Genomic DNA, 26,993 nt, shown 5'->3' with positions numbered 1-26,993 from the left:
CAACGAACCGGCAGGGGTGTGCGATGCTCGTCGCGTGAAGAGCGAGCCCGTCGTCCCGATGGGGTCCGGTTCCGCACCGGACCTGGTGGAACTGGCCAGGGTCGTCGCCCAGCAGCGCGCCGAACTGGACCGGCTGCGCGAGCAGGCCGCGGTCTCGGCCGTCGTGGAGCGCGCCAAGGGCGCCGTGATGGCCCTGACCGGCTGCTCCGCGGACACCGCCGGCGAGACCCTGCTCCAGCGCGCCAAGGCCGCCCGCCGCACCCTGCTCGAGGAGTGCTGGATCGCCCTCGGCGAGCTGACGCCGGTCCGCTCCGGCCCCCCGGGACCGGGCGGCGAAAGCGCGGACCTCCCCGGGGCCGACCCCGCCGCGGCACCGTCCGTGCCCGACCACGTCGCCGACGCCCTGCGCCGCCTCGCCCGCTCCCTCGTACACGTCGACACCCACCAGGATCTGGCCCGCTGCCTGCTGGAGCACCTCGGTCCCGAGCTGGACGCGGACTCCGTCATGGTCTACGTCCGCCGGGCCGGCGGAGGTCTCGAACTGCTCGGGCACGCCGGGATCGACGAACGGCTGGCGGACCGACTGCGCCAGGTGCCCCCCTTCAGCGGTGTCGCCGTGCTGGACGCCCTGGAGGCCGGTGAACCCCGCTGGCTGGAGGACCTCGCCGAGGACAGCGCGCGGTACCTGCTGATCGGCGAACCACCCGAGCGGTGGCGGTCCCGGGCATGGCTGCCGCTGCCCGCCGGGGACGGCTCCGAGGCCTGCGTCGGGGTGCTGCGCGGCCGGCCCGGCCCCTTCACCGCCCACGACCGGGTCCACCTGCGGGGCGTCGTGCGGCTCTGCGCCGGGCGGCTGCGGACGTTCGCCTCCTTGCCCGAACCGGCGTCCGACGCGCCCTTGGACGCCGTCCAGGCGCTGTTCGCCGCGCTGCCGGTCGCGGCGATGCTGCTGACCCCGCTGCGCGGCCCCTCCGGCTGCGCCGAGGACTTCCGGGTCGACGCCGCGACGGCGCAGGCGGCCGACCTCCTGGGCCGCACCGCCGGCGACCCGGCCGGCCGGCGGCTGCTGGAGGTGTGGCCCGACCTGACGGACACGCCGGTGTGGCCGGGCTGCCTGGACACCCTGGCGAGCGGGCGTACGTACGAGAGCGAGCCGTTCGCCCACCAGGAGACGGTGGACGGTGCCGCCGAACTCTCCACCTACTCCGTACGAGTGACACGGCTGGAGGACGCGCTGGTCGTGACCTGGGTCCGGCACGCCTCCTCCGACCGCCAGGAACAGCGGCTCGCCGTGCTGCAGCGGCTGGGCAACCTCGGCTGGGCGAACTGGAACCTGGTCACGGACGAGGCGTCCTGGTCGTCACAGGTCTTCGCGATCCTCGACCGGGACCCGGCGGACGGCCCGATCCCGCTCGCGGGCCTGCCCCGGCTCGCGGTCCGCGACGACCGGTCCGAGCTCAGCCGGGCCGTGGGGACGCTGGTCCGCGGGGGGCAGCCGTTCGACGTCTCCTTCCGGGTGCGCGGCGCGCGCGGTGTCCGTCATCTGCGCCTGGTCGCCGAGGTGGTGGCCGACGCGCACGGCACGCCCGCCGAGGTGCACGGCATCGTCCAGGACCTGACCGCGCGGCGGCGGGCCGAACTCGCCCTGGTCGAGAGCGAGCGGGCGATCCTCACCCAGCACGACGTCCTGCAGTCCGAGCGCACCCTGGTCGCCCGCCTGCAGAACGCCCTGCTGCCCCTGCCGGAGCGTCCGGTGGACCTCGCCGGGCTGCGCGTCGAAGTCGCCTACCTGCCCTCCCAGTCCGGCATACAGGTCGGCGGCGACTGGTTCAGCGCCATCGAACTGCCGGGCGGGGACGCCCTGTTCGTCGTCGGCGACGTCGCCGGACACGGCGTGGGCGCCGTCGCCACCATGGCGCTGCTGCGGTTCACCGCGAAGGGCATGGTGATCACCGGCTCCTCGCTGACCGGTGCGCTCGCCCGGCTCAACACCCTGCTGCTGCACTCGCGGGACACCCACGGCACGGCCACCATGGTGCTGGCCCGCTACCGGCCCCGGGACCGGCGGCTGCTCTGGGCCCAGGCGGGTCACACCCCGCCCCTGCTGACGCGCGGCGGCGAGGTCACCTATCTGCGCCGGCCCCCCGGCACGCTGCTCGGCGCCACCGCCGCTCCGCACTTCGAAGAGGCCGAGTGCCGGCTCGAACCGGGCGACCGGGTCCTGCTGTACACGGACGGTTTGGTGGAGCGGCCCCCGGAGATCATCGACGCGGGGCTCGAGCGGCTCGCGCGGACCCTCGCGGCCGCACCCGGCGGCAGGCCGGGGCCCGGTTCCCTGACCGCGCTCCTGGAGTCGATGCTGGAGGACGAACGCCGCGACGACGTGTGCGTCCTGGACATCCGGGTGCCGAAGACGTCCCGCGGGTCCGGCCCGGCGGGCCCTGCCGAAGGAGTCCGGCGGCACCGGTAGGCGCCGTGGGCGGCGTCCGGCAGGCCCCGGGAGGACACCGACCCGGCGTGGTGCGGTGCGCGCCGGACGGGACCGCCGCCGGGCCCCGCGTCTCCGGCACGGTCCGCCGGGACGGCTCCCGCGGACCGTGGTTCAGTTCACCACCTCGCCCGTACGCGACTCCAGTGCCAGCCGGGTGTCGTCGCCGTAGACGCCCGTCTCGTCACCCCTGATGCCGTACCAGAGCTGGAAGCGGGCGACGGCGGCGGAGAGGGTGGCGTCGTAGCGGCCGTCGGTGGAGCCGGCCCGGTAGACGTCCGGGATGCGCAGCAGCCGCTCCTGGAGTTCGCTCACCTCGGGTCCCGAGTCCCCCTCCTGGAGGAAACCCCGGTCGGCCGGGGGGCGTGGCGCCGGGGTGGCCGGCGCGGGGGCGGGGGCCGCGGGGTCGTCCGCGGTCCGGTCCGTGACGAGGAGCGCACCGCCGCATCCGATCAGCACGGCGGCGGCGACGGCGAGTGCCGGCCCTGCGCGGCGCGTCCCCGGGGGGCGCGAGGCGGCCTTCGGCGGCGGGCCGACGGGAACGGGCGGCAGTTCCTGGGTCATGTCCTGCGCACCGGGCGGCAGCCGCGCCGCTTCGCAGCCGCCCCGCTCCCCCTCCTCGAACTCCCGGAACAGCTCCGCGAGCGCGTCGGTGCGGCGCGGGCGCAGCACGCGGATGGGTTCCAGGGGCGGCCGCTCGTGCGGCCGGCCGGGCTCGGACGGTGTCGTCACGTCGCTCTCCTTCCGTGCCGTGCGGGGGACTTGAGCGCCCACGGGAGGAGATACGCGACGAGGGGCCCGCGGGTTCAGCCGCCCGTTCCGGCGGTGTCGCGGAGGAAACCGCGCAGGGACGTCACCATCGCCGACACGAACGCCTCCCGGCCCTCGTCGTCGAGGGCGTCGAGGGAGAGGTAGGGGTTGAGGTCCTCCAGCTCGACCAGCAGCAGTTCGCCGCCTCGGGCGCGGCAGGCGTCGACGCGCTGGATGCCGTGGGCGAGGGTGTTCCACTCGATGAATCCCCGGGCGAAGTCCAGGTCGTCCGCGGTGGGCCGATAGGGCTCCAACTGCCAGCGCCGCCCGGGGTCGGGGGTGTGGAGGGCGTACTGGAAGGAGTGGTCGACGTAGTAGAAGGAGACCTCGTAGGCGAAGTCGATGTGCGGCTGCACCAGGACGTCGTCGTCGGTGAGGCCGCGCACCTCGTCGGCGCGGACGACGCGCAGACCTGCCGAGTCGGCGCCGAGCCGGGGCTTGACCACGTACCGCTCCGCCGCGGGCAGCAGGTCCACGTCCTCGGGCCGGCCGACGGTGGGGATCACCGGCCGGCCGGCCGCGCTCAGGTCGAGCAGGTACTGCTTGCCGGCCATGTCGCCCCGGCCGGTGAGCGGGTTGTAGACGGGGGTGCCGTCGGCGAGGGCCCGCGCGCGGAAGGCGTCGTAGGCGTCCGGGTACCCCAGGACCGGGCCGCTGTTGCGGACCACGACCGCGTCGAAGCCGTCCATCAGGGCGGCGGCGTCGCGCGGGTGGCACAGGGCCAGGTCGACGTGCTCGCGCAGCCGGGAGGTCAGGAAGATGTCCTCGTCGCCGTAGCGGCGCCCGCGGGCCGGGTAGGCCAGGTCGGTGACGTAGAGGACGCGGGGACGGGCGGGCGGCATGCTGCTCCTCGGGGACGGCGGGTGCCCGATCATAGGCACGGCCTGCGACGCGGCGCCGCGACGGTACTGAGTTCCGTGCCGGGAGGGGCACCGAGTGCCATCGGGGATTCACCGGTGCTACGTTCCGTGCATGAGCTCCAGCGGTGCGGCTCCCGGCCGCGGTGACAAGGCCGAGAAACCGACGATGCGGGACGCCCTGGTGGCGGCGGCCTTCCGGCTGTTCCTGGAGCGGGGCTTCGAACAGACCACGGTGGACGACATCGTGGCGCTCGCCGGGGTGGGGCGGCGGTCCTTCTTCCGTTACTTCCCCTCCAAGGAGGACGTGGTCTTCCCCGACCACGAGCGGTGCCTGGCCGACATGACGGCCTTCCTCGCCGCCGGCCCCGCCGACGCCGATCCGGTGCGCCGGGTCTGCGACGCGGCCCGGCTGGTGCTGCTGATGTACGCCGAGAACCCGGCGTTCTCCGTGCAGCGCTACCGGCTCACCCGGCAGGTGCCGGGGCTGCGGCAGTACGAGCTGTCCGTGGTCTGGCGCTACGAGCGGGCCCTGGCGGGATATCTGCGGGCCCGGTTCGGCGGCCTGCGGGACGGCGCCCTGCGGGCCGACGTGATCGCGGCGGCCGTGGTCGCGGCACACAACAACGCGCTGCGCTCCTGGCTGCGTTCGGACGGCAGGGGGGACGCGGAGGCGGCGGTCGACCATGCGCTCGGGCATGTGCGGGCGTCGTTCGACGCCGAGCCGGCACCCGCCGTGACGCAGGGACCCGAGGACGTGGTGGTGGTCGTCTCGCGGCGCGGGGCACCGCTGTGGCGGGTGGTGCAGGAGCTGGAGTCCGCACTCGGCCGTGACTGAGCCGGGCGGCCTCCCCTCGTCATTCGAGGGTACGGAGTGCCTTTACGAGTGGCACTCAGTGCCATACCCTGTGGCTGTGCGCGGCGGCACCGCAGACCGGGCACGTGCGTGCCCGGGCGACCCGCACGCGGCATTTCCGGCCCCAGCGCAGGGAGTTGACCAACGTGTATCACCACTCAGGAAGCGTCGCTCAGCAGGCAGCCGGCTCCGCGACGGGCGTCCTCGAAGCACGAGGCACCGACCGCACGGAGGCCATGGTCTATCAGCGCTGCACCTGGTGCGGCACCGCCATGTACCACCGGCTGCTGTGCCCGGTGTGTCAGGGCAGCGAGCTGCGTACGGAGCACAGCGAGGGCGTCGGCACGGTCCGCCACTCCACGGTGCTGCACCGCAACACCCCCGCGGCCCGCAACATCTCGCTGATCGAGATGGCCGAGGGATTCGTGGTGCGGGGCCGGGTGATGGGTCCGCCCATCGGCATTCACAGCGGTGACCGGGTCCGGCTGTCGACGGCCCAGGACCCGGTACGCGGCGAGCCGGTCTTCCAGCTGGTCGACGAGCCGTTCCGGGCCTGGACCTGACGGGCCGCCGGGCCCGGACGCCCGGCCCTAGAGCGTGATGCGGATGCCCACCGTGCCGTCGTGGCCCCGGCGCAGGCGACTGCCGAGGAGCGTCAGCCGGCCCAGGAGGCCGTACTTGCGCGCCAGCAGCCGCCGGTAGCGTGCGGTGGTGGCCGGGTCGCAGATCTCCGCGGTGGCGGGGACCTGGTCACCGGTCGGCCTGCCGCGTACGTCGCACGGTCCGACGAGGACGTCACCGCGGGCGCGGATGCGCTTCACCTTCCAGGAGTCGGCGACGGTCCACACCCCGAGCGCGTCACCGTCCCGCACCACCCACACCGGCGTGGGCACGGGCGTGCCGTTCCTGCGGTAGCTGGTGACCAACAGGTACTTCCCGGCCCCGAGCCGGTCGAGCGACGCTTCGTCCATGCGGCGCAGTCTAGGCGTCCGGGCGGCGGGCGACGAAGACGAACTCCCGCCCCGGGCGGTCCGGGGCGTCCCCCACCCGCTCCAGCTCGTAACCGTGTGCGGCGAGGTCCGCCTCGATCTCTTCCCGCTCACGGAAACGCAGTGTCGACTCCGACGTCAGCACCGTCCCGTCCACGGCGAACACGTAGGTCGTACGGAAGGTCACCAGCGGGCCGTCCACGCCGGTCACCTGGTGCCAGGTCTCGACCGGGCCGGCGCCGGGTACGTCCGCGCTGCGATACGACCGCTCCCTGGTCCACGTCTCCCAGGCCCGCCGGGCCGGATCCCGGGTCTCGAACACCAGCCGTCCGCCGGGCCGCAGGGCCCTGCGGGCGGCCGCGAGGGTGTGGTGCCAGGCGTCCGGAGCGGCCACGGCCTGGGCGACGTTCGCCGTCATGGTCGCCAGGTCGGCCTCCAGCGGGGGCAGGACTCCCGCGTCGCCCTCGATCCAGCGGACCCGTGCGGCACCCGGCTTGTTCCGGGCCACGTCGAGGGAGGCCCCGGCCGGATCGACGCCGACCACCTCGATCCCGCGGTCGGCCAGGAGCAGGGCGAACACCCCCGTCCCGCACCCGATGTCCAGCACCCGCCGGGCTCCGGACTCCTCCGCCATGCGCAGGTACGCGTCGAGGTCGGAGCGGTCGGGGTCGAGCGGGTCGTAGAGCGCGGCGAGGCGTGGGTGGGTGAAGCTGTCGTCAGCCACGGGCGGCACCCGCCCGGTCCACGGCCCCCGCCATCCGCCGCACCGCCTCCGCGATCACCTCGGGCGAGGCCGCCAGGTTGAGGCGGGCGTGCCCGGCGCCGCCCGTGCCGAAGGGGAGGCCGGAGTTGAGGGCCACGCGGCCGTGCCGGAGGAAGCCCTCGGCCGGGTCGCCGCCGAGGCCGAGGGCCCGGCAGTCGAGCCAGGCGAGGTAGGTGGCGTCCCCGGGGCGGTACCGGACGGCGGGCAGGTGTTCGGCCAGGAGTCCGGCGAGCAGCCGTCGGTTGGTGTCCAGTCCGGCGAGCAGGGAGTCCAGCCACGGCGTGCCGTCGTGCAGGGCCGCGGTGTGGGCGAGGACGCCGACATGGCTCGCACCGTGGCCGGCCTCCTCGGGCATCCGGGCCAGGTCGTCCGCCGCGTCGGCCCCGGCGACGGCGAGGGCCGCCTTGAGCCCGGGCAGGTTCCACGCCTTCGACGCCGACATGAGGGACAGGCCGCGCTCACCGCCCGGCACGCTCAGGTACGGCACGAAGCGCGTCTTCCCGAGAACCAGGGGCGCGTGGATCTCGTCGGCGACGACCCGCACGCCGTACCGCTCGGCGAGGGCGGCGACGGCGGTCAGCTCGTCCGCGGTGTGCACCGTGCCGGTCGGGTTGTGCGGGCTGCACAGCAGGTAGGCGGCCCGACGCCGGCCGGTCGTCACACGCCGGAAGGAGTCCTCCAGGACGTCGAGGTCGATGCGCCCGTCGGACCCCAGCGGCGCTTGGACCGGTTCACGGTCCGCGTGCCGGACGAAGTCGTGGAAGGGCGGGTACACGGGCGGGTTGACCACGACGGCATCGCCGTGCCCGGTGACCAGTTTGAGCATCTCCACCACGCCCAGCATGACGTCGGGCACGATCGCGGTGTGCTCCACGGCCAGGCCGTCCCAGCCCCATCGCTTGCCGGCGAAGACGGCCAGCGCCTCGGCGTAGGCGCTGCCGACGGGATAGCCGGTGTCGCCGAGTTCCATGGCCTCGGTGACCGCGCGCACGACCGGTTCGGCGAGCGGCACGTCCATCTCGGCCACCCACAGCGGCAGCACGTCCTCGGGATAGGTGCGCCACTTCATGCTGGTGCGGCGCCGCAGACGGTCGAGGGTGAGAGCGTGCAGGGGGTTGGGTTCACCGGACTTCTCGTGCGGGATCGTGGTCATGGGCTCACGATAGGCAGCCGTGTCGGGAGCGGGCACCCGCATCGCTCCGCGGCCGCGGTCGCCTCGCCGGGAATCACCTCCGCGCTGAACGCACGGCGCGCCGGGTCCGTATGGACGGAGGGCACCCGACTCCGGGGAGGCCCCGCGGTGTTCGCACCGTGCCGCAGAGGTTCTGGAGCCATGCATGAGGCACGCACGACGACGGGTGGTCCGGCGAGTGACACGGCTGGCGGCCGTCGGCGGACTCCTCCTGGGGGCCACGATGGTCACCCGCGCCGTCGCCGCTGAACCCCAGGTGCCCGACGCGGTCCCGTTCTCCACCGCCGAGGAGACGTCGCTCGGGCCGGGCGCCGGCCTGGTGTCCCGGCTGGGCACGTCCCGAACCGCGGGCAGCTGGACGGACGCCGGGGGCAGGACGGTGGTCGCGGTCACCGACGAGGAGGCGGCGGCCGAGGTGCGCGAGGCGGGCGCGGAGGCGAGGATGGTCCGCCACAGCATGGACGACTTCACGTCCGCGACGCGAAGGCTGAGTTCGGCGCCGCGGGTGCCCGGAACCGCGTGGGTCATGGACTACCGGTCCAACGAGGTGGTGGTCCGGGGCGACTCCACGGTGTCCGCGGACGACTGGTCCGAGCTGACCGAAGTGGCCGACGGCATCGGCGCCTTCGTGCGTATGGAACGGACCGAGGGCACCTTCACCACCCGCCTCAACGGCGCCCGGCCCATTCTGTCGACGGCCGGCCGCTGCTCGGCGGGCTTCAACGTCACTGACGGCGACAAAGAGTTCATCCTCACGGCCGGGCACTGCGGGCCCGAGGGGTCGGTGTGGTTCGCCGACAACGGCGGCAAGCAGGAGGTCGGCACCACGATCGGTGGCAGCTTCCCCGGGGACGACTACTCGCTGATCGAGTACGCCGGCGGCCGGGCGGGCGAGGGAGCCGGCGTGGTGGCGATCGGCGACGGCAAGGGCGTGCGGATCACGGGGGTGGCGGATCCGACGGTCGGGCAGCGGATCTTCCGCAGTGGCAGCACCAGCGGACTGCGCGACGGCGAGGTGACCGCGCTCAACGCGACGGTGAACTACCCGGAGGGCACGGTCAGCGGTCTCATCGAGTCCGATGTGTGCGCGGAACCGGGCGACAGCGGCGGCCCGATGTTCTCCGAGGGGATCGCGCTCGGTGTCACCTCCGGTGGCAGCGGTGACTGCCGCACGGGCGGTACGACGTTCTTCCAGCCGCTGACGAAGGCGCTGGCGGATCTCGACGTCCGGCTCATCGTGGCACCCGGGGCCGACGGTGGCGCGGCCGCGCCGTCCCCGGCGCCGTCGGAGGCCGGGACGGCCCCGGACGCCGCCTCCCCGGGCCCGTCGACACCGGTGCGGGGCATCGTCCCGGACCCGTCGACGCTGCTGTCCCGGCTGGCCGACCCGCGAAACGCCGGGCCGGGTCTGCTGGTGATCGGGGGCAGCCTGGTCGCCCTGGTCGCTTCGCGGTGGATACGGGCGGAACAGGACCGCAAGGCGTACCGGCGTCACTACTCGGCGACCTGGGGCTGAGGCCCGGCGGGAGACGACCGCCCGCGAAGCCGGGAGGAACGCGGGCGGTGCGAGGGGGGGCACCCATCCGCTCATGGGTGCCCTGCCGACGGGTGGCGCCGGGGCCGCCTACGGATCGCTCAGGCGGCCCTGGCCGGCTGCGGAAGAGCCGAGGCCCACTCCTGGACCAGGCGCTGGTACTCCTCGCGCTGTTCGACGCTGAGTGTCCCGCCCGACCGGAGCCAGAGGGCCCGGATCTCCTCGTTGACCTCGGCAGCCAATCGCTCGGAAGACGGTTCAACACTGGTGGACATGCCGTGAAGCATACGGCGCCCGACGTGAAGACGCTGTGAGTAATCGCACGCGCATCGGACATTTCGGACAGTGTCACTGATCACGTCCATCTGCCGTATCTGCCGTGGAAGGTGGGCGAGTTCACACCGACGTCGTCGTCCCCGGGCCCGTGCGCGGGACCGGGGACGACGGGGCGGGGCGGGATCAGGTGCCCGGCTTGCGGCCGTACACGTAGACGTCGTCGCCCTTCTTCAGCAGCGACCAGTACTTCTTGGCGGCGGTCCTGGTCATGTTGACGCAGCCGTGCGAGCCGGGCGGGTTCCACATGCTCACGCCGACCGAGTGGAAGGCCTGCCCGCCGTCGAAGAACTGGCTGTAGGGCATCGGCACGTCGTAGATCGTCGAGACGTGGTCGATGTTGCGCCAGTAGACCTTCTTCAGGCCGGTGCGGGTCTCGTAGCCGTTGCGCCCCGTGCGCACGGGGACGGGTCCGTAGACGAGCTTCTTGCCGTCCTGGATCCAGCTGAGCTGGAGCGTGAGGTTCACGCAGGCGATCCGGCCCTTGTTGGTGGGGCACTTGCCGGCCTTGTTCGGGGTCTTCCCGACGGCCTTCTGCTTGTTCATGAGGTCCATCACGCCCCAGGTGACGGGACCGGCGTACCCGATGTTCGGCTTGATGCCGTGCGTGTTCTGGAACGCCCGGACGGCCTTGCAGTCGGCGGCGGACTGCCTGCCGTCGACCGGACGGCCGAGGAACTTCTCCACCTTCTTCTGGTAAGGGCCCGTCGACGTGGTACAGCTCGCCGCCTGCGCCTCGGTCGCACCGAGTGCGATGGTCAGCGGAGCCACCAGCGCGGTGACGCCGAGGACGACGACACTCCGTCTACGCATGTCCCCCATGGTCCGTCCTGCCTTTCCGCAGCGGGTGTGCGCATGGCCTGCGCACTCTGCCAGGTAGACGACTCATCGGGAAAATCGGTTGTACCGTCCGGACCCTCCGCAACCGAACGGTGACATCCGGTCCCGGGGCCCGGTCTCACCGCGGATCTCCCGGACGGGGCACCGCCTGGCCGAACGCCGTGTTCACCGCGGTGATCCCGCCGTCCACCACCAGGGTGGTCCCGGTGATCCAGGAGGCGTCGCGGGAGGCGAGGAAGGCGACGGCGGCCGCGATGTCCTCGGGTTCGCCGACACGTCCCAGCGGATAGAGACGCCGGAGGGTCTCCAGGTCGTCGTCCCGGCCGGCCCAGGCGCGGGTGCGGACGGTCCCCGGTGCGACGAGGTTGACGCGGACCCCGCGCGGCGCGGCGTGCCCGGTGAGGGTGCGGGTGAGGGAGATCAGTCCGGCCTTGGCGGCGCTGTAGGCGTGGTTGCCGAAGTCCTGCAGGCCGTTGACCGAGCCGACGCTGACGATGGCGCCCCGGCCGGAGGCCTCCAGGTGCGGGAGTGCGGCGCGGCAGCAGCGCCAGGCGCCGGTGAGGGTGACGTCGAGGTCGGCCGCCCACTCCTCGTCGGCCCCGTCCTCGAAGCGGGGGGTGTCCGGGGTGCAGTGGGCGGCGTTGTTGACCAGGACGTCGAGCGAGCCGAAGGCGATCACGGCGTGCGCCACGGCCGCCTCGACCGAGGCGCGGTCGGCCACGTCGCAGGCGACGGCCTCGGCGCCGAGACCCCGCTCCCGCAGGGCCGAGGCCGTCGACCGCGCCGCGTCCGGGTCGACGTCGGCCACCAGGACGCGTGCCCCCTCATCGGCGAACCGCCGGGCGGTGGCCGCCCCGATGCCGCGTGCCGCCCCCGTGATGAGAACCCCGTACCCCTCGAACCGGCGTGTGTCCGTCGTCATGCGCTGACGGTAGCCGCCGGACGATCACCGCGGCAGGGGCCGGGGGGAATCAGCGGTAGCCGGTCACGTCCGCCGGCCGGCCCGCGTCCTGGACCTCGACGAGGTAGCGCCAGGCGTCCGGCCGGCTGCCGTCGAGGTCGGTGAAGCCGTACGCCCGGGCGAGGCCGCCGCTGGAGAGGGAGGTGCCGTTGTGGCGGGCCACGTCCGGGTCGGCGGCGAGGGCGACGACGGCCCGGCCCACGTAGCGCGGGGTCTCCGAGATGGCGAAGTGGGGCACGTCGGCGAGGGCGTCGCGCCAGTTGTCCTCGCGCACCCCGAAGTGGTCGAGCATGATCTCCGAGCGCAGCCAGCCCGGGGTGAGGGCCACCGCGGTGGCGCCGCGCGGCCCGAGTTCGTGGCCGAGGGCGAAGGCCATGCGGAGCACGGAGTTCTTGGCGAGGTCGTAGAAGAAGGAGACGCGGTAGGTGTCGCGGTTGTAGTCGGCGGTGCCGTCGGTGACCTCGACGACCAGGCCGCCGGGGGTGCGCAGCATCAGCGGCAGGGCGTGGTGGCTGGTGATCGCGTGCGTCTCGACGGCGAGGCGGAGCAGGCGCAGTCCCTTGTCCAGGTCGTGCTCCCAGACGGGGGTGTCCCAGGCGAAGAGCGTCTCGCCGCCCCAGATGTCGTTGACGAGGACGTCGAGGCGGCCCTGTTCGCCGTCGATCCGGTCGACGAGCGCGCGGACCTGTGCGGGGTCGAGATGGTCGGTGGGTACCGCGATCCCCGTGCCGCCGGCCTCGGTGACCAGGTCGGCGGTGTCCTCGATGGTCTCGGGGCGGTCGTACTCGGAGCGGCGGGCGCGGGTGCTGCGGCCCGTGACGTACACGGTGGCGCCCGCCGCTCCCAGTTCCACGGCGATGCCCCGTCCGGCTCCCCGGGTCGCCCCGGCCACCAGCGCGACCTTGCCCTTCAACGGCTCCGACATGTACGGCCTCCCGTCACTCCTGCTCGGTTCTCGCTCCGAGAGTGACGGGTAAGCCGGACATCTCTTGTCGCCTTTTCCCGCCGGTCACCCGGGCGGGGTCCCTTCAGTGGCCCCGTGCGATCCATTCCTCGAGGTGGGGGGCCTCCGCGCCGATGGTGGTGGGGTCGCCGTGGCCGGTGAGGACCTTGGTCCGCGGCGGGAGGGCGAGGAGCCGGTCCCGGATCGAGTCGATGATCGTCGGGAAGTGCGAGAAGGAGCGGCCGGTGGCGCCGGGACCTCCCTGGAAGAGGGTGTCGCCGGTGAACACGGTCCCGAGCCCCGCGTCGTAGAGGCAGACCGCGCCGGGGGCGTGCCCTGGGGTGTGCAGCACGGTGAGGTCGGCGCCCGCGGCCTCGATCACCTGGCCGTCGGCCAGCCAGGCGTCCGGGTCGCGGTCCGGGTGGGTCTGCTTCCACAGAGGGAGGTCGTCGGGGTGCAGCCAGATGGTGGCCCCGGTGCGCTCGGCGAGGGCGGGGGCGGCGTCGATGTGGTCGTTGTGGGCGTGGGTGCAGACGATGGCCGTCAGCCGCCGGTCGCCCACCGCCTCGGCGATGGCGTCGGCGTCGTGGGCGGCGTCGATGACGATCGCCTCGTGGTCGTCGCCGACGATCCACACGTTGTTGTCGACGTCCCACGTGCCGCCGTCGAGGCTGAACTGTCCGGAGGTGACGAGTCGTTCGATGCGCGCGGTCATCACAGCACCACCACCGAACGCAGCACGTCGCCGCGGTGCATCCGCTCGAACGCCTTTTCCACCTCGTCCAGTTGGATGGTCTCGGTGACGAACGCGGCCAGGTCCAGGCGTCCCTGGAGGTGCAGGTCGATCAGCATCGGGAAGTCCCGGGAGGGCAGGCAGTCGCCGTACCAGGAGGACTTCAGGCTGCCGCCGCGGCCGAAGACGTCGAGGAGCGGCAGTTCCAGCGTCATCTCCGGGGTGGGCACGCCGACCAGGACGACCGTGCCGGCCAGGTCGCGGGCGTAGAAGGCCTGCTGGTAGGTCTCGGGGCGGCCGACGGCATCGATGACGACATCGGCGCCGAATCCGCCGGTGAGGTCTCGGATCGCCTCGACGGGGTCCGTCTCGCGGGAGTTGACGGTGTGGGTGGCGCCCATGGAGCGGGCGGTCTCCAGCTTGCGTGCGTCGATGTCGACGGCGATGATCTTCGCCGCTCCGGCGAGGCGGGCCCCGGCGACCGCCGCGTCGCCGACGCCGCCGCAGCCGATGACGGCGACCGAGTCGCCCCGGCCGACGTTCCCGGTGTTGATGGCGGCACCGATGCCGGCCATGACGCCGCAGCCGAGCAGTCCGGCGACCTGCGCGGAGACGGCGGGGTCGACCTTGGTGCACTGCCCGGCGGCGACGAGGGTCTTCTCGGCGAAGGCGCCGATGCCCAGGGCCGGGGAGAGCTCCTGGCCGGTGGAGGCCAGGGTCATCTTCTGCTTCGCGTTGTGCGTGTCGAAGCAGTACCAGGGGCGTCCGCGCAGACAGGCGCGGCACTTGCCGCACACCGCGCGCCAGTTGAGGATCACGAAGTCGCCGGGCTCGACGTCGGTGACCCCGTCGCCGACCGACTCGACGACGCCCGCGGCCTCGTGGCCGAGCAGGAACGGGAAGTCGTCGCTGATCCCGCCCTGCTTGTAGTGCAGGTCCGTGTGGCACACGCCGCAGGCCTGGACCCGCACGACCGCCTCGCCGGGTCCGGGGTCGGGTACGACGACCGTCTCGATCCGCACCGGCTCGTCCTTGCCGGGTGCGATCACGCCGCGTACTTCCTGGGCCATGGTGCTGACTCCTTCATCGGCCGGTGTCCGTCCCTCCGACCCTACGCGGGAACGATCGGTGGTGCCGACCAGGACGCGGCGGGCCGGTGCCCTCGCCGTAGCCTGGGACTTCGTCCGTCACCGAGGGGGCCACGTGACCATCGCAGCCGACACGGCAGAGGAATCCGGACCGCCCGCATGGCGGCTGCTGTTCGGATACGTACGCCCTCACCGGTGGGCCCTGCTGGGCGGTGCCCTGCTCTCCCTGCTGACCGGCGCGACGGGCCTGATGCTGCCGCTGGTGGCCCGGGAGCTGATCGACGACCTCTCGGCCGACCGGGCCATCACCGGCGCCCTGCTGCTGATGTCGGCCCTGGTGGTCGCCAACGCCGTACTGGGCGGGCTGGGTTCGTACGTGCTGCGGCGCACGGCGGAGTCGGTGGTGCTCGGGGCGCGGCGTTCGCTGTCGTCGTACCTGCTGCGGCTGCGCATAGCGGCCGTGGACCGCACCGAGCCGGGCGATCTGATGGCGCGGATCACCTCCGACACCACGCTGTTGCGGGAGGTGACCACGGATTCGCTGGTCGGTCTCGGCACGGGCGGGCTGACACTGATCGCGACCGTGGTGCTGATGGGCTTCGTGGACCCGGTCCTGCTGGGTGTCACGCTCGGGGTGATCGTGGCCGCGGGGACGGTGCTCGGGGTGATCGTGCCGCGGATCAACCGCGCCTCCCGGCGGGCGCAGGACGCGGTCGGTGTGATGGGTGCCTCGCTGGAGCGGGTGCTGGGCGCGCTGCGCACGGTGAAGGCCTCGGGGGCCGAGCCCCGGGAGGAGCGCACGCTGCACGAGGCCGCTGAGGAGTCGTGGCGGCAGAGCGTGCACGCCGCCAAGTGGTCGGCCGCGGCCGGGAACACGGCCGGTCTGGCGATGCAGATCGCGTTCATCACGGTGCTCGCGGTGGGCGGTGCTCGGGTGGCTACGGGGGCCATCGACATCGGGACGCTGGTGGCGTTCCTGCTGTTCGTCTTCTACCTGATGGCGCCGATCCAGGAGGTCGTCGGCGCGATCACCCAGTACCAGGCGGGCAGCGCCGCCCTCGCCCGGATCCAGGAGGCGCTGCGGCTGCCCGCCGAGCCGGCGGCCGGGCCCGCGGAACTGCCCGCACCCGGCACGGCGCCCGCCGCGCTGGCCTTCGAGGACGTCCGCTTCCGGTACGCCGAGGACCTGCCGTACGTCCATCACGGGGTCACGTTCGGCGTCCCCGCGCAGGGCATGACGGCGTTCGTCGGCCCGTCCGGCGCGGGCAAGACCACCGTGTTCTCCCTCATCGAGCGGTTCTACGACCCCGACGACGGCGTGATCACCCTCGACGGCCGGGACCTGGCCGACTGGCCGCTCGCGGAGCTGCGGGCGGCGATCGGGTACGTGGAGCAGGACGCGCCGGTGCTGTCGGGTTCGCTCCGGGACAACCTGCTGCTGGGCAGCCCCGGGGCGGACGACGACACGGTGGCGCGGGTGCTGAAGACGACCCGGCTGGACACTCTGGTGTCCAGGCTGCCGGACGGGCTCGACACCCTGGTCGGGCACCGCGGCACCAAGCTGTCCGGCGGTGAGCGGCAGCGGGTGGCCATCGCGCGCGCCCTGCTGCGCCAACCCCGGCTGCTGCTGCTCGACGAGGCCACCTCGCAGCTCGACGCGGTGAACGAGGCGGCGCTGCGGGACACCGTCGCCGATGTGGCCCGTACGACGACGGTGCTGGTGGTCGCGCACCGGCTGTCCACGGTGACGATGGCCGACCGGATCGTGGTGATGGACGCGGGCCGGGTCCGCGCCGTGGGCACGCACCGGGAGCTGGTGACCGACGATCCGCTGTACGCGGAGCTGGCGGCGACCCAGTTCCTGGCGACGGGTGAGTGACCGCGGCCGGGGGCACGGCTGTGGGACTTGCCGTGTCCGCCGGGCCGGAGGAGGCTCGTAGGAGAGGCCGTCTCGGCCCGTCGCAGGCCCGGGCCGCGGCCTCGACGGGAGGTGGTCATCATGACAACCGCTGCACAGTCGCACTTCGGCACGGACACCCTGCGCCGCGGCATCGAGGCGGACACGTCGGCGAGGCTGGTGGCGCTGTACGCGGACGACGCCGAACTGCGCATCGTCGACCGCAACACCCAGCCCAGTCACCCCAAGGTGCTGCACGGACGGGACGAGATCGCCGCGATGCTCGACGACGTCTACAGCCGGGACATGACGCACTCGCTCGAGGCGTGCGTCGTCCAGGGCGATCACGCCGCCTACTGCGAGAGCTGCCGGTACCCGGACGGGGTGCGGGTGCTCTCGGAGTCGATGCTCACGCTGCGGGACGGGAAGATCACCGGTCAGACGATGATCCAGGCCTGGGACGAGTAGCCCCGCCGCCGTCCGGTCCGCCCGGGCGTGGCCCGCCGCCCGGTCTGTTCGGTCCGTCCGGTCCGTCCGGTCCGTCCGGTCCGTCCGGGCGGGACGGCGGTGACGGTACCCGTGGTCGCGTCACACCCCTGCCGGACGCCGGGGCGGGCCGCCCCGGCGTCGCCCACCGGCGTCCACAGTTCCGCCTCTCGGCGGAACTTCGTCGTGTCCGCGGTCTTGTGGAGAAGGAAAACCCTCCTTACTTTTCGGTAAGTTGCCCGTGAAGCACTGGTGTTCAGGACCGGGCGGGCCCCGGCCCTTGCCTTGACATGTTCCACTCACCCCCACCGCAGAAGAGAGAGCAGTCATGCAGCTCCGCAGAACCAGGCACCTGTGCGTCCTCGCCGCCCTCGCCCTGACCGTCACCGCACCGGCGTCCGTCGCGAGCGCCGCCGGTTCCGCCCCTGACTCCTCCGCCGACCTGCGCGAGGTGCTGTTCGTGGGCAACAACTGGGACGGAACCGCCGATGTCATCGAATCCACCGGCGACTTCGCGAGGATAGGCCGGATCGACGTCGTCCCCGACAAGGCCGAGCGGATGGCGGAGATCAGCGCCGACCCGATCCGCTGGATCTACTTCATGGCCATCCGGAGCAGCGTCGGCGAGGGCCACGACCAGTTCGTCGACGACATGTACTCCACCCCGGACGGCACCTCGGTGGTGGTGTCCCGGCCGAGCTTCGCCGACGTCGTCTCACTCGACCTCGCCACCGGAGCGGTCAACTGGCGCTTCCCCGTGTCCGGTTACCGCTCCGACCACATGGCCGTCTCCCCCGACGGCAAGCGCGTCGCCGTCTCCGCCTCGACCTCCAACAAGGTGCACGTCCTGGACATCGGCACCGGGAAGGAGCTCGGCTCGTTCACCACCGGCGACAAGCCGCACGAGAACATCTTCAGCGCCGACGGCAGGCACATCTGGAACATGTCCATCGGCGAGGTGAACACCGCGCTCGACGCGACCTGGCTGGACTGGACGAAGGGAGACCGGCGCGTCACGGTCGTCGACGCCACCACCTTCGAACAGGTCGAGGTCATCGACATGCGCGAGCGACTCGACGCGATCGGTCTGAAGGACCACTCGGACGCGGTCCGCCCCGCCGCCTTCTCCCCCGACGAGTCGAAGCTGTACTTCCAGGTGTCCTTCTTCAACGGCTTCTTCGAGTACGACGTCGCCACCGACCGGATCACCCGCACCAAGACCCTGCCGAAGAACCCGGCCACCAGCACCGACCGCACCACCTGGGTCAACGACTCCCGTCACCACGGCATCACCATGAAGCCCGACGGCACGAAGCTGTGCGTCGCCGGCACCATGGACGACTACGCGACCGTCGTCGACCGGACGACCCTGCGGGAGGGACCCCTGGTCACCGTGTCCAAGCCGTACTGGGCGACGGTCAGCGGGGACGGAAGGTCCTGCGTGGTCTCCGAGAGCGGCGCCGACCGGGTCACCGCCATCGACTTCGCGACCGGTGAGAAGACCGTGTCCGTACCCGTCGGCGACCACCCGCAGCGGGTGCGTCTGGGCCACGTGGAGGCCGACTGGAGGGGCACGCCGGGCGACTGACCGAAGCGGGACGGCGGAGGCGCGGGGGAACCATCAGGGAGCGAGGGCGGAGCCCGGACGCCCGGGGACGTGGCCGTGTCCGTGACCGCGGAGACCGTCGCGCCGCGTTCCCGGACGGCAGGGGAAAAGAGGTGTGTGAGCCGGGCACAGGGGGTAGGCGCCCTCTGTCACCTCCGATCGTGGGAAGGAGGTCCGTGAAAGCGCACATACTCGCAGCGCCCGGGCCGCTTCCACCGAGACGAAGCGGCCCGGACCGTCAGCGCGGGGGCAGCCGGTGGAGGTCCACCTCCGTCAGGCGGCCGCCGGCGATCACGGCGGTCATGTACGTGCAGTGGGGCTGCCGGCGGCGGTCCGTCGGAGAGCCCGGGTTCAGCAGACGCAGTCCCGTGGGCGCGGTGGTGTCCCACGGGATGTGACTGTGCCCGAACACCAGGACATCGGCGCCGGGAAACCGCGCCGCACACCGTGCTTCCCTCCCCCGTGCGGGCCCCGTCTCGTGGATCACCGCGAAGCGCAGGCCGTCGAGCTCGGCGTACGCGGTCGCGGGCAATCGGGCGCGCAGCTCGGGCCCGTCGTTGTTGCCGTGGACGGCGACCAGTCTCCGGCTGCGGCCCTCCAGCAGATCGAGGGTGTCGGTGTCGACCCAGTCCCCCGCATGGAAGACGACGTCCGCGCGGGGGATTTCCTCGAGCAGCGGCTCCGGGAGCCGCTTGGCGCGCTTGGGCAGGTGGGTGTCGGACATCAGGAGCAGCCGCACGCGTCACCCCCTGCCCGCGACAGCGGCTCGAAGAGCGGCCCGCACGCTCCGTCCGGGCCACCCGGTCCCTAGTCCTCGCCCCTGACGATGTTCGTCTCCGTCCCCGTGCCCGGGGCGGTGGCGGGGACGGCGTGCGCCACTGCGGGCAGGCAGGTCCGCAGTGGTTCCTCGCCGCGCAGTCGCCGGGCGCGCGCCCAACCGGTCTCCGGCCGGCGAATCCGGGGTTTGTCGCTGATCTCCGGTGTCACGACGCATCATCTTCCTTCTGCTTCCGCTCGCCCCCGGGTCCCCGGGACGGCAGGAGGCAAACCATCCGCCGCCCCACTCACCACGGCGCCCCCGGCTCACGCCCTACGAACACCCGAGTTGCTCGGCCGACGCGTCACGCCGGTGCCGCTCGGGTCACGGGTGCGGCGGTCGGGGCGGCGAGGTCAGCGCAGGACGAACTCCGCCCACACCTGTTTGCCCCCACTGACCGGAAGCGTGCCCCAGCCGGCCGACACGGCCTCGACGAGCAGGACGCCCCGGCCGCCGGTGGCCTCCCAGCCGATGCTGGTGGGTTTCACGGGGGTGCGGGGTGAGGCGTCGGCGACCGCGACGCGCAGCCGGCCCCCCACCAGGGTGAGGTCGAGACGGACCTGGCCGTCGGTGTGCACCAGGGCGTTGGTGACCAGTTCGGAGACGGCCAGCAGGGCCGCGTCGACGTCCTCGGTCACGCCCCAGGAGCGCAGCGTGCGCCGGGTGAAGCGGCGGGCGTGGCCGACGGCCTGGGGCACCCGCCACACCGTCCAGCTCTCCCGCAGCGGGAGCGCCATCATGCCGTCGTAGCGCATCAGCAGCAGGGCGACGTCGTCGCTGCGCGGCGCCTTGCCGAGCAGGGTGTCGGCGACCGGCCCGAGATGGGCGGGATCGGCTGCGGACAGCTGCCGTGCGAGGCGTGCCATGCCCTCGTCGATGTCGGTCTCGGGCGACTCGACCAGGCCGTCCGTGGTGAGGGCGATCATCGTGCCGGGCTGCAGGCGCATCGGGCTCATGGGGAAGTCGCTCTCCCGGACCACCCCCAGCGGGGGTCCGCCCTCGCCCTCCGCGATCTCCGTGCGCCCGTCCGGGTGGCGCAGGACCGGGGGAAGGTGACCGGCGCGTACGCTCCAGGCGAAGCCCTCCTCCATGTCCACGTCGACGTAGCAACAGGTCGCGAAGAGGTCGGTCTCCATGTCCATGAGCAGCCGGTTGGCGCGCGACACCACCACGTCCGGCGGGTGCCCCTCGACGGCGTAGGCGCGCAGCGCGGTGCGCATCTGGCCCATGAGGGTGGCCGCGCCGGCGTTGTGGCCCTGGACGTCGCCGATGACGAGGGCGACATGGTTGTCCGGCAGGGGGATCACGTCGTACCAGTCGCCGCCGAGTTCCAGGCCCGCGGTGCTGGGCAGGTACCGGGCGACGGCGACCCCGCCCGGCAGGCGGGGCAGCCTGCGCGGGAGCAGCTGGCGCTGGAGCATGCCGACCAGTTCGTGCTCGGCGTCGAAGGCGCGGGCACGCATCAACGCCTGCCCGGCGAGGCCGGCGGCGGCGGTGAGCAGGGCACGTTCGTCGGCACCGAAGTCGTGCTGGGCGTCCCAGCCGATCAGACAGGCGCCGGCCATGCGGTTGCCGGCGGGCAGCGGCAGCACCGCCAACCCGCCGGGACCGACCTCGGCGAGAGCCGTCTCCAGCGGGGACCCCGCCGGCCAGATCCCGGCGCGGCCCTCCCGCAGGGCGGCGGCGAGGGTGGGCATGGTGCGCACGGGCGCGTCGGGCCACTCGGTGCGCCACTCCGCGCGCCACAGCTCCGGCCACGCCTCCGGCTCCGGCGGGTCGAGGACGGTGACGACGAGCCGTTCGCCCTCCAGCTCGGCCAGCGCGATCCGGTCGGCGCGCAGCGGCCGGCGCAGCGCGGCGACGACGGCCTTACCGACGTCGCGGACGGTGACGGCGGTGGCCAGGGCGGCGGCGAGCCGCTGGACCCGGGCGACGTCGGTGATGTCGGAGCGCAGGGTGGAGGCGTCGGCGACGGAGCCCACGAGCCGGGCCGGGCGGCCCTCACCGCCGGGCAGCAGCCGGCCGCGCAGCCGGATCCACTTGGGCGGTCCGGCCGGCTGGAGCACCCGGAACTCCAGTTCCCGGTCACCGATCGTCATGTGGTCGGCCTCGACCACGGACATCAGTGAGGGCAGGTCCTCGGGCACCGTCAGGCCGAGCAGCGTCTCCACCCTCCCGTCGAACTCCTCGGGTCCGAGGCCGAACAGCTCCAGGACGTCCGCGTCGACCCGGACCCGGCCGGTGTCCATGGCCAGGCTGAAGCCACCCGGCGGCAGCTCCGCGGCGTCGGTGGCGTCGGGCGGCGCGGGGAAGCCGACGGCGTCGGCCACGAGCCCGAGGCAGAGGCGGTCGTCGGCGTCGAACCCGCCGGGGCGCTCACCTATCGCCAGGAGACAGCCGTCGCCGCTGCGGCGCACGGGCAGGGCCGCCAAGTGGAAGTCGCGGCGTGGCACGCGCCTCGACTGGGCCTGCGCGGCGAGGTCCCGCGGTCCCAGCCACACCGGCCGCCCGCGGTACGCCTCGGTCACCGGGGAGGGCACCTCGAGGGGGTAGCTGTCACGCACCCCGCACAGGGTCCTCGGCACCCCGGCGGACTCCGCCAGACAGAGCACCTCGCCGTCCGCGCTGGGCGCGTACACGCCGACGAACGCGACGCCGGCGAAGACCAGGGCCTGCTCCAGGATCCTGCGCACCCGGTCGGGTGACTCCGGATCCGCCGCGATCGCCGCGAGGGCACCTTCCGCGCGCAGCGTTCTCGTGCTGCGTCCCGCAGCGCCCTCACCGACCACGTTGGCCATTACAGCGCTTATGGGACACCGGCGCAGCCCCTGGGAGCGTTCGGCTACGGACGGACTCGCCGTTCGCTCGCGGCGATCTCGACGGCCGGTCGCGGGGACCCGCACGTGGGACGACGGGAGCGGTGTGCCTCGCCGGCGGGCGGTGACCCTACGCCCTTCCCCGGCGTGCGGCTCCTCCCGTCGCCGCTCGTCGTGCGCGACGGCCCGGCAGGAGGAAGATGGGGTCGCGGGGCGCGACCGTGCGAGGAGGTGGTCGCCGTGTCCGAGGGGCAGTCGTCCGCGCAGGCGCCGGCGGGTGCGCGGACCCCGGTGGGCCGTCCGCTGCTGTCGCTGACGCTGGCCTCGGTGATGGACGAGGTGCACGCTCACTCGGGGGCGGTGTACCTGCTCTCGCCGGACCATCCGGTGCTGGAGATGGCGGTGATGGCGGGCCTGCCGCGCGCCTTCGCGGCCCCGTGGGAGCGGGTGGGGCTGAGCGCGCCGATCCCGGTGTCGGACGCGGTGCGCGAACGGCGACTGGTCTGGGTGGGCGGGGAGGAGGAGATGGCACGCCGCTATCCCCGGATCGCCATGGTGCTGCCGTACCCCTTCGCACTGGCGGCGCTGCCGGTGGCGACCGCGACGAGGGCGTACGGGGCGGTGTTCGTGACCTGGCCGGGGACGCGTCCGCAGGAGCTGTCCGACGAGGAGCGCAATCAGCTGACCGCCGCCTGCGACCGGCTGGCGATGCGGCTGGAGCGGGCAGCCGAGCAGAGCCTGCCCCTGGCGGCCGAGCCGGATCTGCTGGCCGCGCCGCTGGTGGGCGGCGTGGCCGGCACGCTCGGCTCGGTCGAGGCGGCGAGGATGGTGGCGCGGCTGCCGTACGGGCTGTGCTCGCTCGATGTGCACGGGCGGGTCGGATTCGCCAACGCCGGCGCCGCCGAACTGCTCGACGTCCCGGCCGGCCGGCTGCTGGGCACCCAGCTGTGGGCGTCGGTGCCGTGGCTGAACGACCCCGTGTACGAGGACCGCTACCGGGCCGCGCTGTTCAGCCAGCACGTCACCTCGTTCGTCGCGCTGCGGCCGCCCGGGGAGTGGCTGTCCTTCCGGCTGTACCCGAGCACCACCGGCCTGACCGTGCGGATCAGCAGGGCGCGCGCGGTCGCGGAGATGGACCGCACGGCGCCGCCGCCCGGGCGGGCAGGCACCCGGCTGGTCACCATCAGCCAGGTGCTGGGTCTGGCCGGTGCGCTGACCGAGGCGGTCGGGGTGCAGGACGTGGTGCAGTTGGTCGCGGACGAGGTCGCCCCGGCGGTGGGAAGCCAGGGGTTGGTGGTGCTCGGCTCCCGGGCGGGCCGGCTGCGGGTGCTGGGGCACCGCGGGTACGCGGATCCGCGCGTCGTGGAGGGGTACGACGGGATGCCTCTGTCGGAGCCGACCCCCGGCAGTCAGGTGCTCCGTACGGGTGTGCCCGCGTTCTTCGAGAACCGCGCGGACGTCGAACGCATGTATCCGGCGCTGGTGAGCCTGTCCGACTTCTCGGCGTGGGCGTACCTGCCGCTGGTCGCCTCCGGACGCCCGGTGGGGACGTGCGTGCTGTCCTACGCGTCCCCGCACCACTTCGCGACGGATGAGCGGGCGGTACTGACCAGTCTGGCGGGGCTGATCGCCCAGGCGCTGGAACGGGCCGTGCTCTACGACGCCAAGCACCGGCTCGCCCACGGGCTGCAGCAGGCGCTGCTGCCGCACACGCTGCCCCCGCTGGCCGGGATCGAGGCGGCCGCACGCTATCTGCCGGCCACCCAGGGGATGGAGATCGGCGGCGACTTCTACGACCTGGTGCCGACGCGGGGCACGGCCGCGGCGGTGATCGGGGACGTGCAGGGGCACAACGTGACGGCGGCCGGGCTGATGGGCCAGGTCCGCACCGCGGTGCGCGCGTACACGGCCGTCGGTCAGGCGCCCGAGGACGTCATGGGCAGCACCAACCGGCTTCTGCTGGACCTGGGTTCGGATCTGTTCGCGAGCTGTCTGTATCTGCGGCTCGATCCGGCGCACGGGCGTGCCGTGATGTCCCGCGCGGGTCATCCGCCCCCGCTGCTGCGCAGGCCGGACGGACGGGTGCGGGTGCTGGACCTGGCCGGTGGTCCGCTGCTGGGGATCGACGGTTCGGCCGTGTATCCGTCGACCGAGGTGGACTTCTCCCCCGGTTCGCTGCTCGTTCTGTACACCGACGGGCTGGTGGAGTCCCCGGGGACGGACATCGAGGACGCGCTCGCCGGTCTGGGCCGGCGTCTCACCGACCTCGGTGACCTGCCGCTGGACGACCTGGCCGACGCGCTGGTCGGGCACGGCGCGGAGGTGGCGGGGCGCCCGGACGACGTGGCGGTGCTGCTGCTCAGGGCTCTGCCGCCCGGCTGAACCGGCCCTCCCGGGACGTGTGGCACGCGCCCGGGCCTTTCGGGGCCCGGATCGGCACCCGTGGTCGTCACCACCCCGCTCGCCGGACGGTCGCGTCGCGTGCGTCCGGCGGCCCGGTACCGGCCGCGGGCCGGTCGGCGGTGTTCTTCCAGGACCGTCCGGGATCCGGGTACGGCCCGCCCGGGGGGGGCGACGGACGGCGCTCCGCCGGGGCGGTGGGCCCCGTGGACCGGCGGTCCGAGCCGCGTCGCGGGGACGGAGTCCCGCCGCTCGTCCGTGCGGCGCCCACCGGCAACGGCCCGTCAGCCGACCGGATGCCGGGGCGGCCGGAGCATACTGCGTCCGTCCTCGCGCCGGCAGCGGCCGCCCGGTCCCGCCGCGCCGGAGTGGCGGAGTGGCGGAGTGGCGGAGTGAGAAAGTGGCGGAACCGGGCCGGGGTCGCCCCGGGCGGGAGCGTCAGTGGGTGTCGGTCAGTCCGGACTCGTCCCCGGCGTCCTGCCCGGCTCCGTACCCCGCGCCGGCCTCCTCACCGGCGCCTGCCTGCTCACCACCGGCGTCCTGTCCGCCGACCTGATCACCGCCCGCCTGCTCACCACCGGCGTCCTCACCGCCCGCCTGGTCGCCGGCGCCCGCCGCGCCGTCGGCGCCGAGGGTCGCGCCGACCGCCGCCAGGGCGGTGGTGACCGGCTGGAAGAACGTCTCGCCGCCGGAGGTGCAGTCGCCGCTGCCGCCCGAGGTCAGGCCGATGGCGAGGCCGTCCCGGGTGAACATCGAGCCACCGCTGTCACCGGGTTCGGCACAGACGTCGGTCTGGATCAGACCGGTGACCGTGCCCTCCGGGTAGTTCACCGTGGCGTTCAGACCGAGCACCTGGCCGTCGGCGAGCCCGGTGGTGCTGCCCATGCGGAACACCTCCTGCCCGACGGTGGCCTCCGCCGCCCGCGAGATCGGGACCAGCTGGTTGCCGACGTCGACGTCGCTCGGCGCCTGGGTGGCGGGATCGTCGTACGTGACGAGGGCGAAGTCGCCCGCGCCCGGGAAGACCGCCTGGTCGACCGTGGCGAGGGGCTGTCCGCCCTGGGCGTCGGACCACTGGTCGCCCCCGGCGGCGCAGTGGCCGGCCGTCAGGAAGGCCGGGGAGCCGTCGCCCGCGGTGACGTTGAAGCCGAGCGAGCAGCGCGCACCGCCGGAGAAGATGGCGTCGCCGCCGGACACGAACGTCCTGAAGGTGCCCGCGGACTTCTTGATGGTCACCATGCCGGAGCCGAGGCTCTCGACGGTGGACTCCAACCGGTCCCACTTGTCCCCGGTGACCGTGCTGTCGGCGGTGACGAGGATCTTGTTGGTGCGCGGGTCCACGGCCCACGAGGTGCCCGGGATGGTCGCCTCCGCCTTCAGCGTCCGCGCCCCCGCCTCCAGTTCGGTCATGCTGTTGTCGACCTCGCGGACGGCCGCGCCCGCCTTCTTGGCCCGTACGACGACGGTGTTGTCGTCGCCCGCCACGACGTTGACGACGAGCCGCTTGTTCTCGCCGTCGTAGTAGGAGCCGGCGAACGCGTCGCCGAGGAGCCCGGCGAGTCGTGAGGCGAGGTCCGATGCGTCGCCCGCCTTCAGGGTCCTGGGCGCCGCGGCCGCGCCGTCCGACGCGCCGTCCTGGGAGGCGTTGGCGTTGGGGAGGAGGATGGCGGCGGCTCCGAGCGCCACCGCACCGCCCACCGCTATCGCGGCCCTGCGCTTCGGAATTCGCTTGTGACTCAAACTACTCGACCTCCTGGGGGGACCGGCGTCGTGCCGCCGTGCGGCGTCAACGGGGGGCGCCTGGATGGCTGTTGGTACGAGCGGGGCGTGAAGCGCGTTCAATCCCGGCCCGCCCTTCACGCAGCGTCACCAACCGCGGGCGTGGCGTGGCCACGCGAGAGCGGAACGGCTGCTTCAGCGAATCTGCACAGCGAATGCCCAACGCGGTCACCGGAGCCGGTGCCGGCACGGGCGCCGACGGGCCGCGGCACGGCTTTGGGTCCGGTCTGCCGGAATCCGGCCGGGGGACGCAAGGGGCGGGGCGGGACGATGCCGTGAGCCATGTGAAGAAGTCGCCGCCGCCCCGTGCCCGCGTCTGCACGCTTGGGCGCCTGGCGGGCGCAAGTTGCCTGGTGGGACGTTTGATTGATTGGAAGCCCGCGTCGGCGGCGTGCTTTGATCCATCGCACCGCAAGGCCGCTTCGGGCTCCCGGCGACGGGCGTCCGGCGCCCGCGGTCCGCGGCTTTCGTCTGTCCCCAGAGGGGCCGCTCCCCCTTGTGAAATTCCATATGAAGGGAAGTCCCATCATGAACTCCACCCCCCAGGTCGAGACCGTCGAGATCTCCGACGCCGACCTCGACAACGTCTCCGGCGGCCTGTCCGTGAACGCCGTGAACACCCTCACGGGCGCGGTGGACAGCATCGCCCCGGTCTCCGGCCTGGTCGACACGGTCGTCGGCACGGTCGAGGGCGCCACCGGCCTGAACACCGCGCCGGTCACGAACCTGGTCGCCGGTCTCTGATCGCACCCTTGTGTCACGGAGTCCCGGAGCCGCCCCCCGGCTCCGGGACTCCGTGACGCGT

At 73.3% G+C, this 26,993-nt stretch carries 24 protein-coding genes; 9 read left to right on the top strand and 15 right to left on the bottom strand.

Features of this window, described 5'->3' with window-relative positions:
* The first annotated feature begins 58 nt into the window (after nucleotides 1-58).
* A complete protein-coding gene (locus ACZ6A9_RS16175; protein ID WP_468985753.1) occupies nucleotides 59-2,470 on the top strand; it encodes a SpoIIE family protein phosphatase in 2,412 nt (803 codons plus the stop codon).
* A 132-nt stretch (nucleotides 2,471-2,602) separates the two neighbouring features.
* Here the strand turns inward: ACZ6A9_RS16175 and ACZ6A9_RS16170 are convergent, their stop codons facing one another.
* Both ACZ6A9_RS16170 and ACZ6A9_RS16165 read right to left on the bottom strand, forming a co-directional pair.
* On the bottom strand, nucleotides 2,603-3,220 hold the full coding sequence (locus ACZ6A9_RS16170) for a peptidoglycan-binding domain-containing protein (protein WP_468985194.1): 618 nt from the start codon (nucleotides 3,218-3,220) through the stop codon (nucleotides 2,603-2,605).
* Nucleotides 3,221-3,294: 74 nt separating this feature from the next.
* Complete coding sequence (locus tag ACZ6A9_RS16165) at nucleotides 3,295-4,140, bottom strand: ATP-grasp domain-containing protein (protein WP_468985192.1); 846 nt, start codon at nucleotides 4,138-4,140, stop codon at nucleotides 3,295-3,297.
* A gap of 130 nt (nucleotides 4,141-4,270) precedes the next feature.
* Here ACZ6A9_RS16165 and ACZ6A9_RS16160 point away from each other — a divergent pair, with 130 nt between their 5' ends.
* Together ACZ6A9_RS16160 and ACZ6A9_RS16155 are read left to right on the top strand one after the other, a co-directional pair.
* The gene (locus tag ACZ6A9_RS16160) at nucleotides 4,271-4,993 is read left to right on the top strand and encodes a TetR family transcriptional regulator (protein ID WP_468985190.1); all 723 of its coding nucleotides are present in this window, start codon (nucleotides 4,271-4,273) and stop codon (nucleotides 4,991-4,993) included.
* Nucleotides 4,994-5,157: 164 nt separating this feature from the next.
* Nucleotides 5,158-5,574: a zinc ribbon domain-containing protein gene (locus ACZ6A9_RS16155; protein ID WP_228969142.1), complete on the top strand. Its 417-nt coding sequence runs from the start codon at nucleotides 5,158-5,160 to the stop codon at nucleotides 5,572-5,574.
* Between the two features lie 27 nt (nucleotides 5,575-5,601).
* Here the strand turns inward: ACZ6A9_RS16155 and ACZ6A9_RS16150 are convergent, their stop codons facing one another.
* From ACZ6A9_RS16150 to ACZ6A9_RS16140, 3 genes are read right to left on the bottom strand one after another with little or no spacing between them, the layout of a single operon-like run.
* Nucleotides 5,602-5,982: a PPOX class F420-dependent oxidoreductase gene (locus ACZ6A9_RS16150; protein ID WP_468985187.1), complete on the bottom strand. Its 381-nt coding sequence runs from the start codon at nucleotides 5,980-5,982 to the stop codon at nucleotides 5,602-5,604.
* 10 nt (nucleotides 5,983-5,992) lie between these two features.
* On the bottom strand, nucleotides 5,993-6,724 hold the full coding sequence (locus ACZ6A9_RS16145; RefSeq protein ID WP_468985185.1) for a class I SAM-dependent methyltransferase: 732 nt from the start codon (nucleotides 6,722-6,724) through the stop codon (nucleotides 5,993-5,995).
* Nucleotides 6,717-7,916, bottom strand: coding sequence for a MalY/PatB family protein (locus ACZ6A9_RS16140; protein ID WP_468985182.1), 1,200 nt, complete (start codon nucleotides 7,914-7,916; stop codon nucleotides 6,717-6,719). Before ACZ6A9_RS16140 ends, ACZ6A9_RS16145 begins: the two co-directional genes overlap by 8 nt.
* Before the next feature lie 184 nt (nucleotides 7,917-8,100).
* On the opposite strand from ACZ6A9_RS16140, the gene ACZ6A9_RS16135 reads away from it, so the two are divergent.
* Nucleotides 8,101-9,471 (top strand): S1 family peptidase, encoded by a 1,371-nt coding sequence (locus ACZ6A9_RS16135; RefSeq protein WP_468985180.1) that lies wholly within the window; start codon nucleotides 8,101-8,103, stop codon nucleotides 9,469-9,471.
* Between the two features lie 119 nt (nucleotides 9,472-9,590).
* On the opposite strand, the gene ACZ6A9_RS16130 is transcribed toward ACZ6A9_RS16135, so the two are convergent.
* The 6 genes from ACZ6A9_RS16130 to ACZ6A9_RS16105 form a co-directional block, all read right to left on the bottom strand.
* On the bottom strand, nucleotides 9,591-9,776 hold the full coding sequence (locus ACZ6A9_RS16130) for a hypothetical protein (RefSeq protein ID WP_468985177.1): 186 nt from the start codon (nucleotides 9,774-9,776) through the stop codon (nucleotides 9,591-9,593).
* A gap of 172 nt (nucleotides 9,777-9,948) precedes the next feature.
* Nucleotides 9,949-10,644 (bottom strand): L,D-transpeptidase family protein, encoded by a 696-nt coding sequence (locus ACZ6A9_RS16125; protein WP_468985174.1) that lies wholly within the window; start codon nucleotides 10,642-10,644, stop codon nucleotides 9,949-9,951.
* Between the two features lie 136 nt (nucleotides 10,645-10,780).
* Nucleotides 10,781-11,584 carry an SDR family NAD(P)-dependent oxidoreductase gene (locus tag ACZ6A9_RS16120; RefSeq protein ID WP_468985171.1) on the bottom strand — a complete coding sequence of 268 codons (804 nt, stop codon included), beginning with the start codon at nucleotides 11,582-11,584 and terminating at the stop codon, nucleotides 10,781-10,783.
* A gap of 49 nt (nucleotides 11,585-11,633) precedes the next feature.
* Complete coding sequence (locus tag ACZ6A9_RS16115) at nucleotides 11,634-12,548, bottom strand: SDR family oxidoreductase (protein ID WP_468985169.1); 915 nt, start codon at nucleotides 12,546-12,548, stop codon at nucleotides 11,634-11,636.
* Nucleotides 12,549-12,651: 103 nt separating this feature from the next.
* Entirely contained in the window at nucleotides 12,652-13,281 is a 630-nt protein-coding gene (locus ACZ6A9_RS16110) for an MBL fold metallo-hydrolase (protein ID WP_468985167.1), read from the bottom strand.
* Entirely contained in the window at nucleotides 13,281-14,369 is a 1,089-nt protein-coding gene (locus ACZ6A9_RS16105) for an S-(hydroxymethyl)mycothiol dehydrogenase (protein ID WP_468985164.1), read from the bottom strand. Before ACZ6A9_RS16105 ends, ACZ6A9_RS16110 begins: the two co-directional genes overlap by 1 nt.
* 133 nt (nucleotides 14,370-14,502) lie before the next feature.
* Between ACZ6A9_RS16105 and ACZ6A9_RS16100 the strand changes: the two genes are divergently transcribed.
* From ACZ6A9_RS16100 to ACZ6A9_RS16090, 3 genes are all read left to right on the top strand, one after another.
* Nucleotides 14,503-16,266 carry an ABC transporter ATP-binding protein gene (locus ACZ6A9_RS16100; RefSeq protein WP_468985161.1) on the top strand — a complete coding sequence of 588 codons (1,764 nt, stop codon included), beginning with the start codon at nucleotides 14,503-14,505 and terminating at the stop codon, nucleotides 16,264-16,266.
* Between the two features lie 120 nt (nucleotides 16,267-16,386).
* Entirely contained in the window at nucleotides 16,387-16,752 is a 366-nt protein-coding gene (locus tag ACZ6A9_RS16095) for a nuclear transport factor 2 family protein (protein WP_468985159.1), read from the top strand.
* Between the two features lie 346 nt (nucleotides 16,753-17,098).
* The gene (locus ACZ6A9_RS16090; protein WP_468985156.1) at nucleotides 17,099-18,358 is read left to right on the top strand and encodes a YncE family protein; all 1,260 of its coding nucleotides are present in this window, start codon (nucleotides 17,099-17,101) and stop codon (nucleotides 18,356-18,358) included.
* Nucleotides 18,359-18,614: 256 nt separating this feature from the next.
* Here the strand turns inward: ACZ6A9_RS16090 and ACZ6A9_RS16085 are convergent, their stop codons facing one another.
* The 3 genes from ACZ6A9_RS16085 to ACZ6A9_RS16075 form a co-directional block, all read right to left on the bottom strand.
* Nucleotides 18,615-19,115 carry a metallophosphoesterase family protein gene (locus ACZ6A9_RS16085; RefSeq protein WP_468985153.1) on the bottom strand — a complete coding sequence of 167 codons (501 nt, stop codon included), beginning with the start codon at nucleotides 19,113-19,115 and terminating at the stop codon, nucleotides 18,615-18,617.
* Between the two features lie 68 nt (nucleotides 19,116-19,183).
* Nucleotides 19,184-19,363 carry a hypothetical protein gene (locus tag ACZ6A9_RS16080; protein ID WP_468985150.1) on the bottom strand — a complete coding sequence of 60 codons (180 nt, stop codon included), beginning with the start codon at nucleotides 19,361-19,363 and terminating at the stop codon, nucleotides 19,184-19,186.
* A gap of 183 nt (nucleotides 19,364-19,546) precedes the next feature.
* The gene (locus ACZ6A9_RS16075; protein WP_468985147.1) at nucleotides 19,547-21,991 is read right to left on the bottom strand and encodes a SpoIIE family protein phosphatase; all 2,445 of its coding nucleotides are present in this window, start codon (nucleotides 21,989-21,991) and stop codon (nucleotides 19,547-19,549) included.
* 249 nt (nucleotides 21,992-22,240) lie between these two features.
* Here ACZ6A9_RS16075 and ACZ6A9_RS16070 point away from each other — a divergent pair, with 249 nt between their 5' ends.
* Nucleotides 22,241-24,391 carry a PP2C family protein-serine/threonine phosphatase gene (locus ACZ6A9_RS16070; protein ID WP_468985144.1) on the top strand — a complete coding sequence of 717 codons (2,151 nt, stop codon included), beginning with the start codon at nucleotides 22,241-22,243 and terminating at the stop codon, nucleotides 24,389-24,391.
* 456 nt (nucleotides 24,392-24,847) lie between these two features.
* Here ACZ6A9_RS16070 and ACZ6A9_RS16065 read toward each other — a convergent pair whose 3' ends face one another.
* Nucleotides 24,848-26,149 carry a S1 family peptidase gene (locus ACZ6A9_RS16065; protein WP_468985141.1) on the bottom strand — a complete coding sequence of 434 codons (1,302 nt, stop codon included), beginning with the start codon at nucleotides 26,147-26,149 and terminating at the stop codon, nucleotides 24,848-24,850.
* A 567-nt stretch (nucleotides 26,150-26,716) separates the two neighbouring features.
* Here ACZ6A9_RS16065 and ACZ6A9_RS16060 point away from each other — a divergent pair.
* A complete protein-coding gene (locus ACZ6A9_RS16060; protein ID WP_468985138.1) occupies nucleotides 26,717-26,932 on the top strand; it encodes a type A2 lantipeptide in 216 nt (71 codons plus the stop codon).
* Nucleotides 26,933-26,993: the final 61 nt, after the last annotated feature.

The organism is Streptomyces sp. NPDC041124 (genome assembly GCF_055592385.1).
This window is presented reverse-complemented; position numbering and strand designations above follow the sequence as displayed.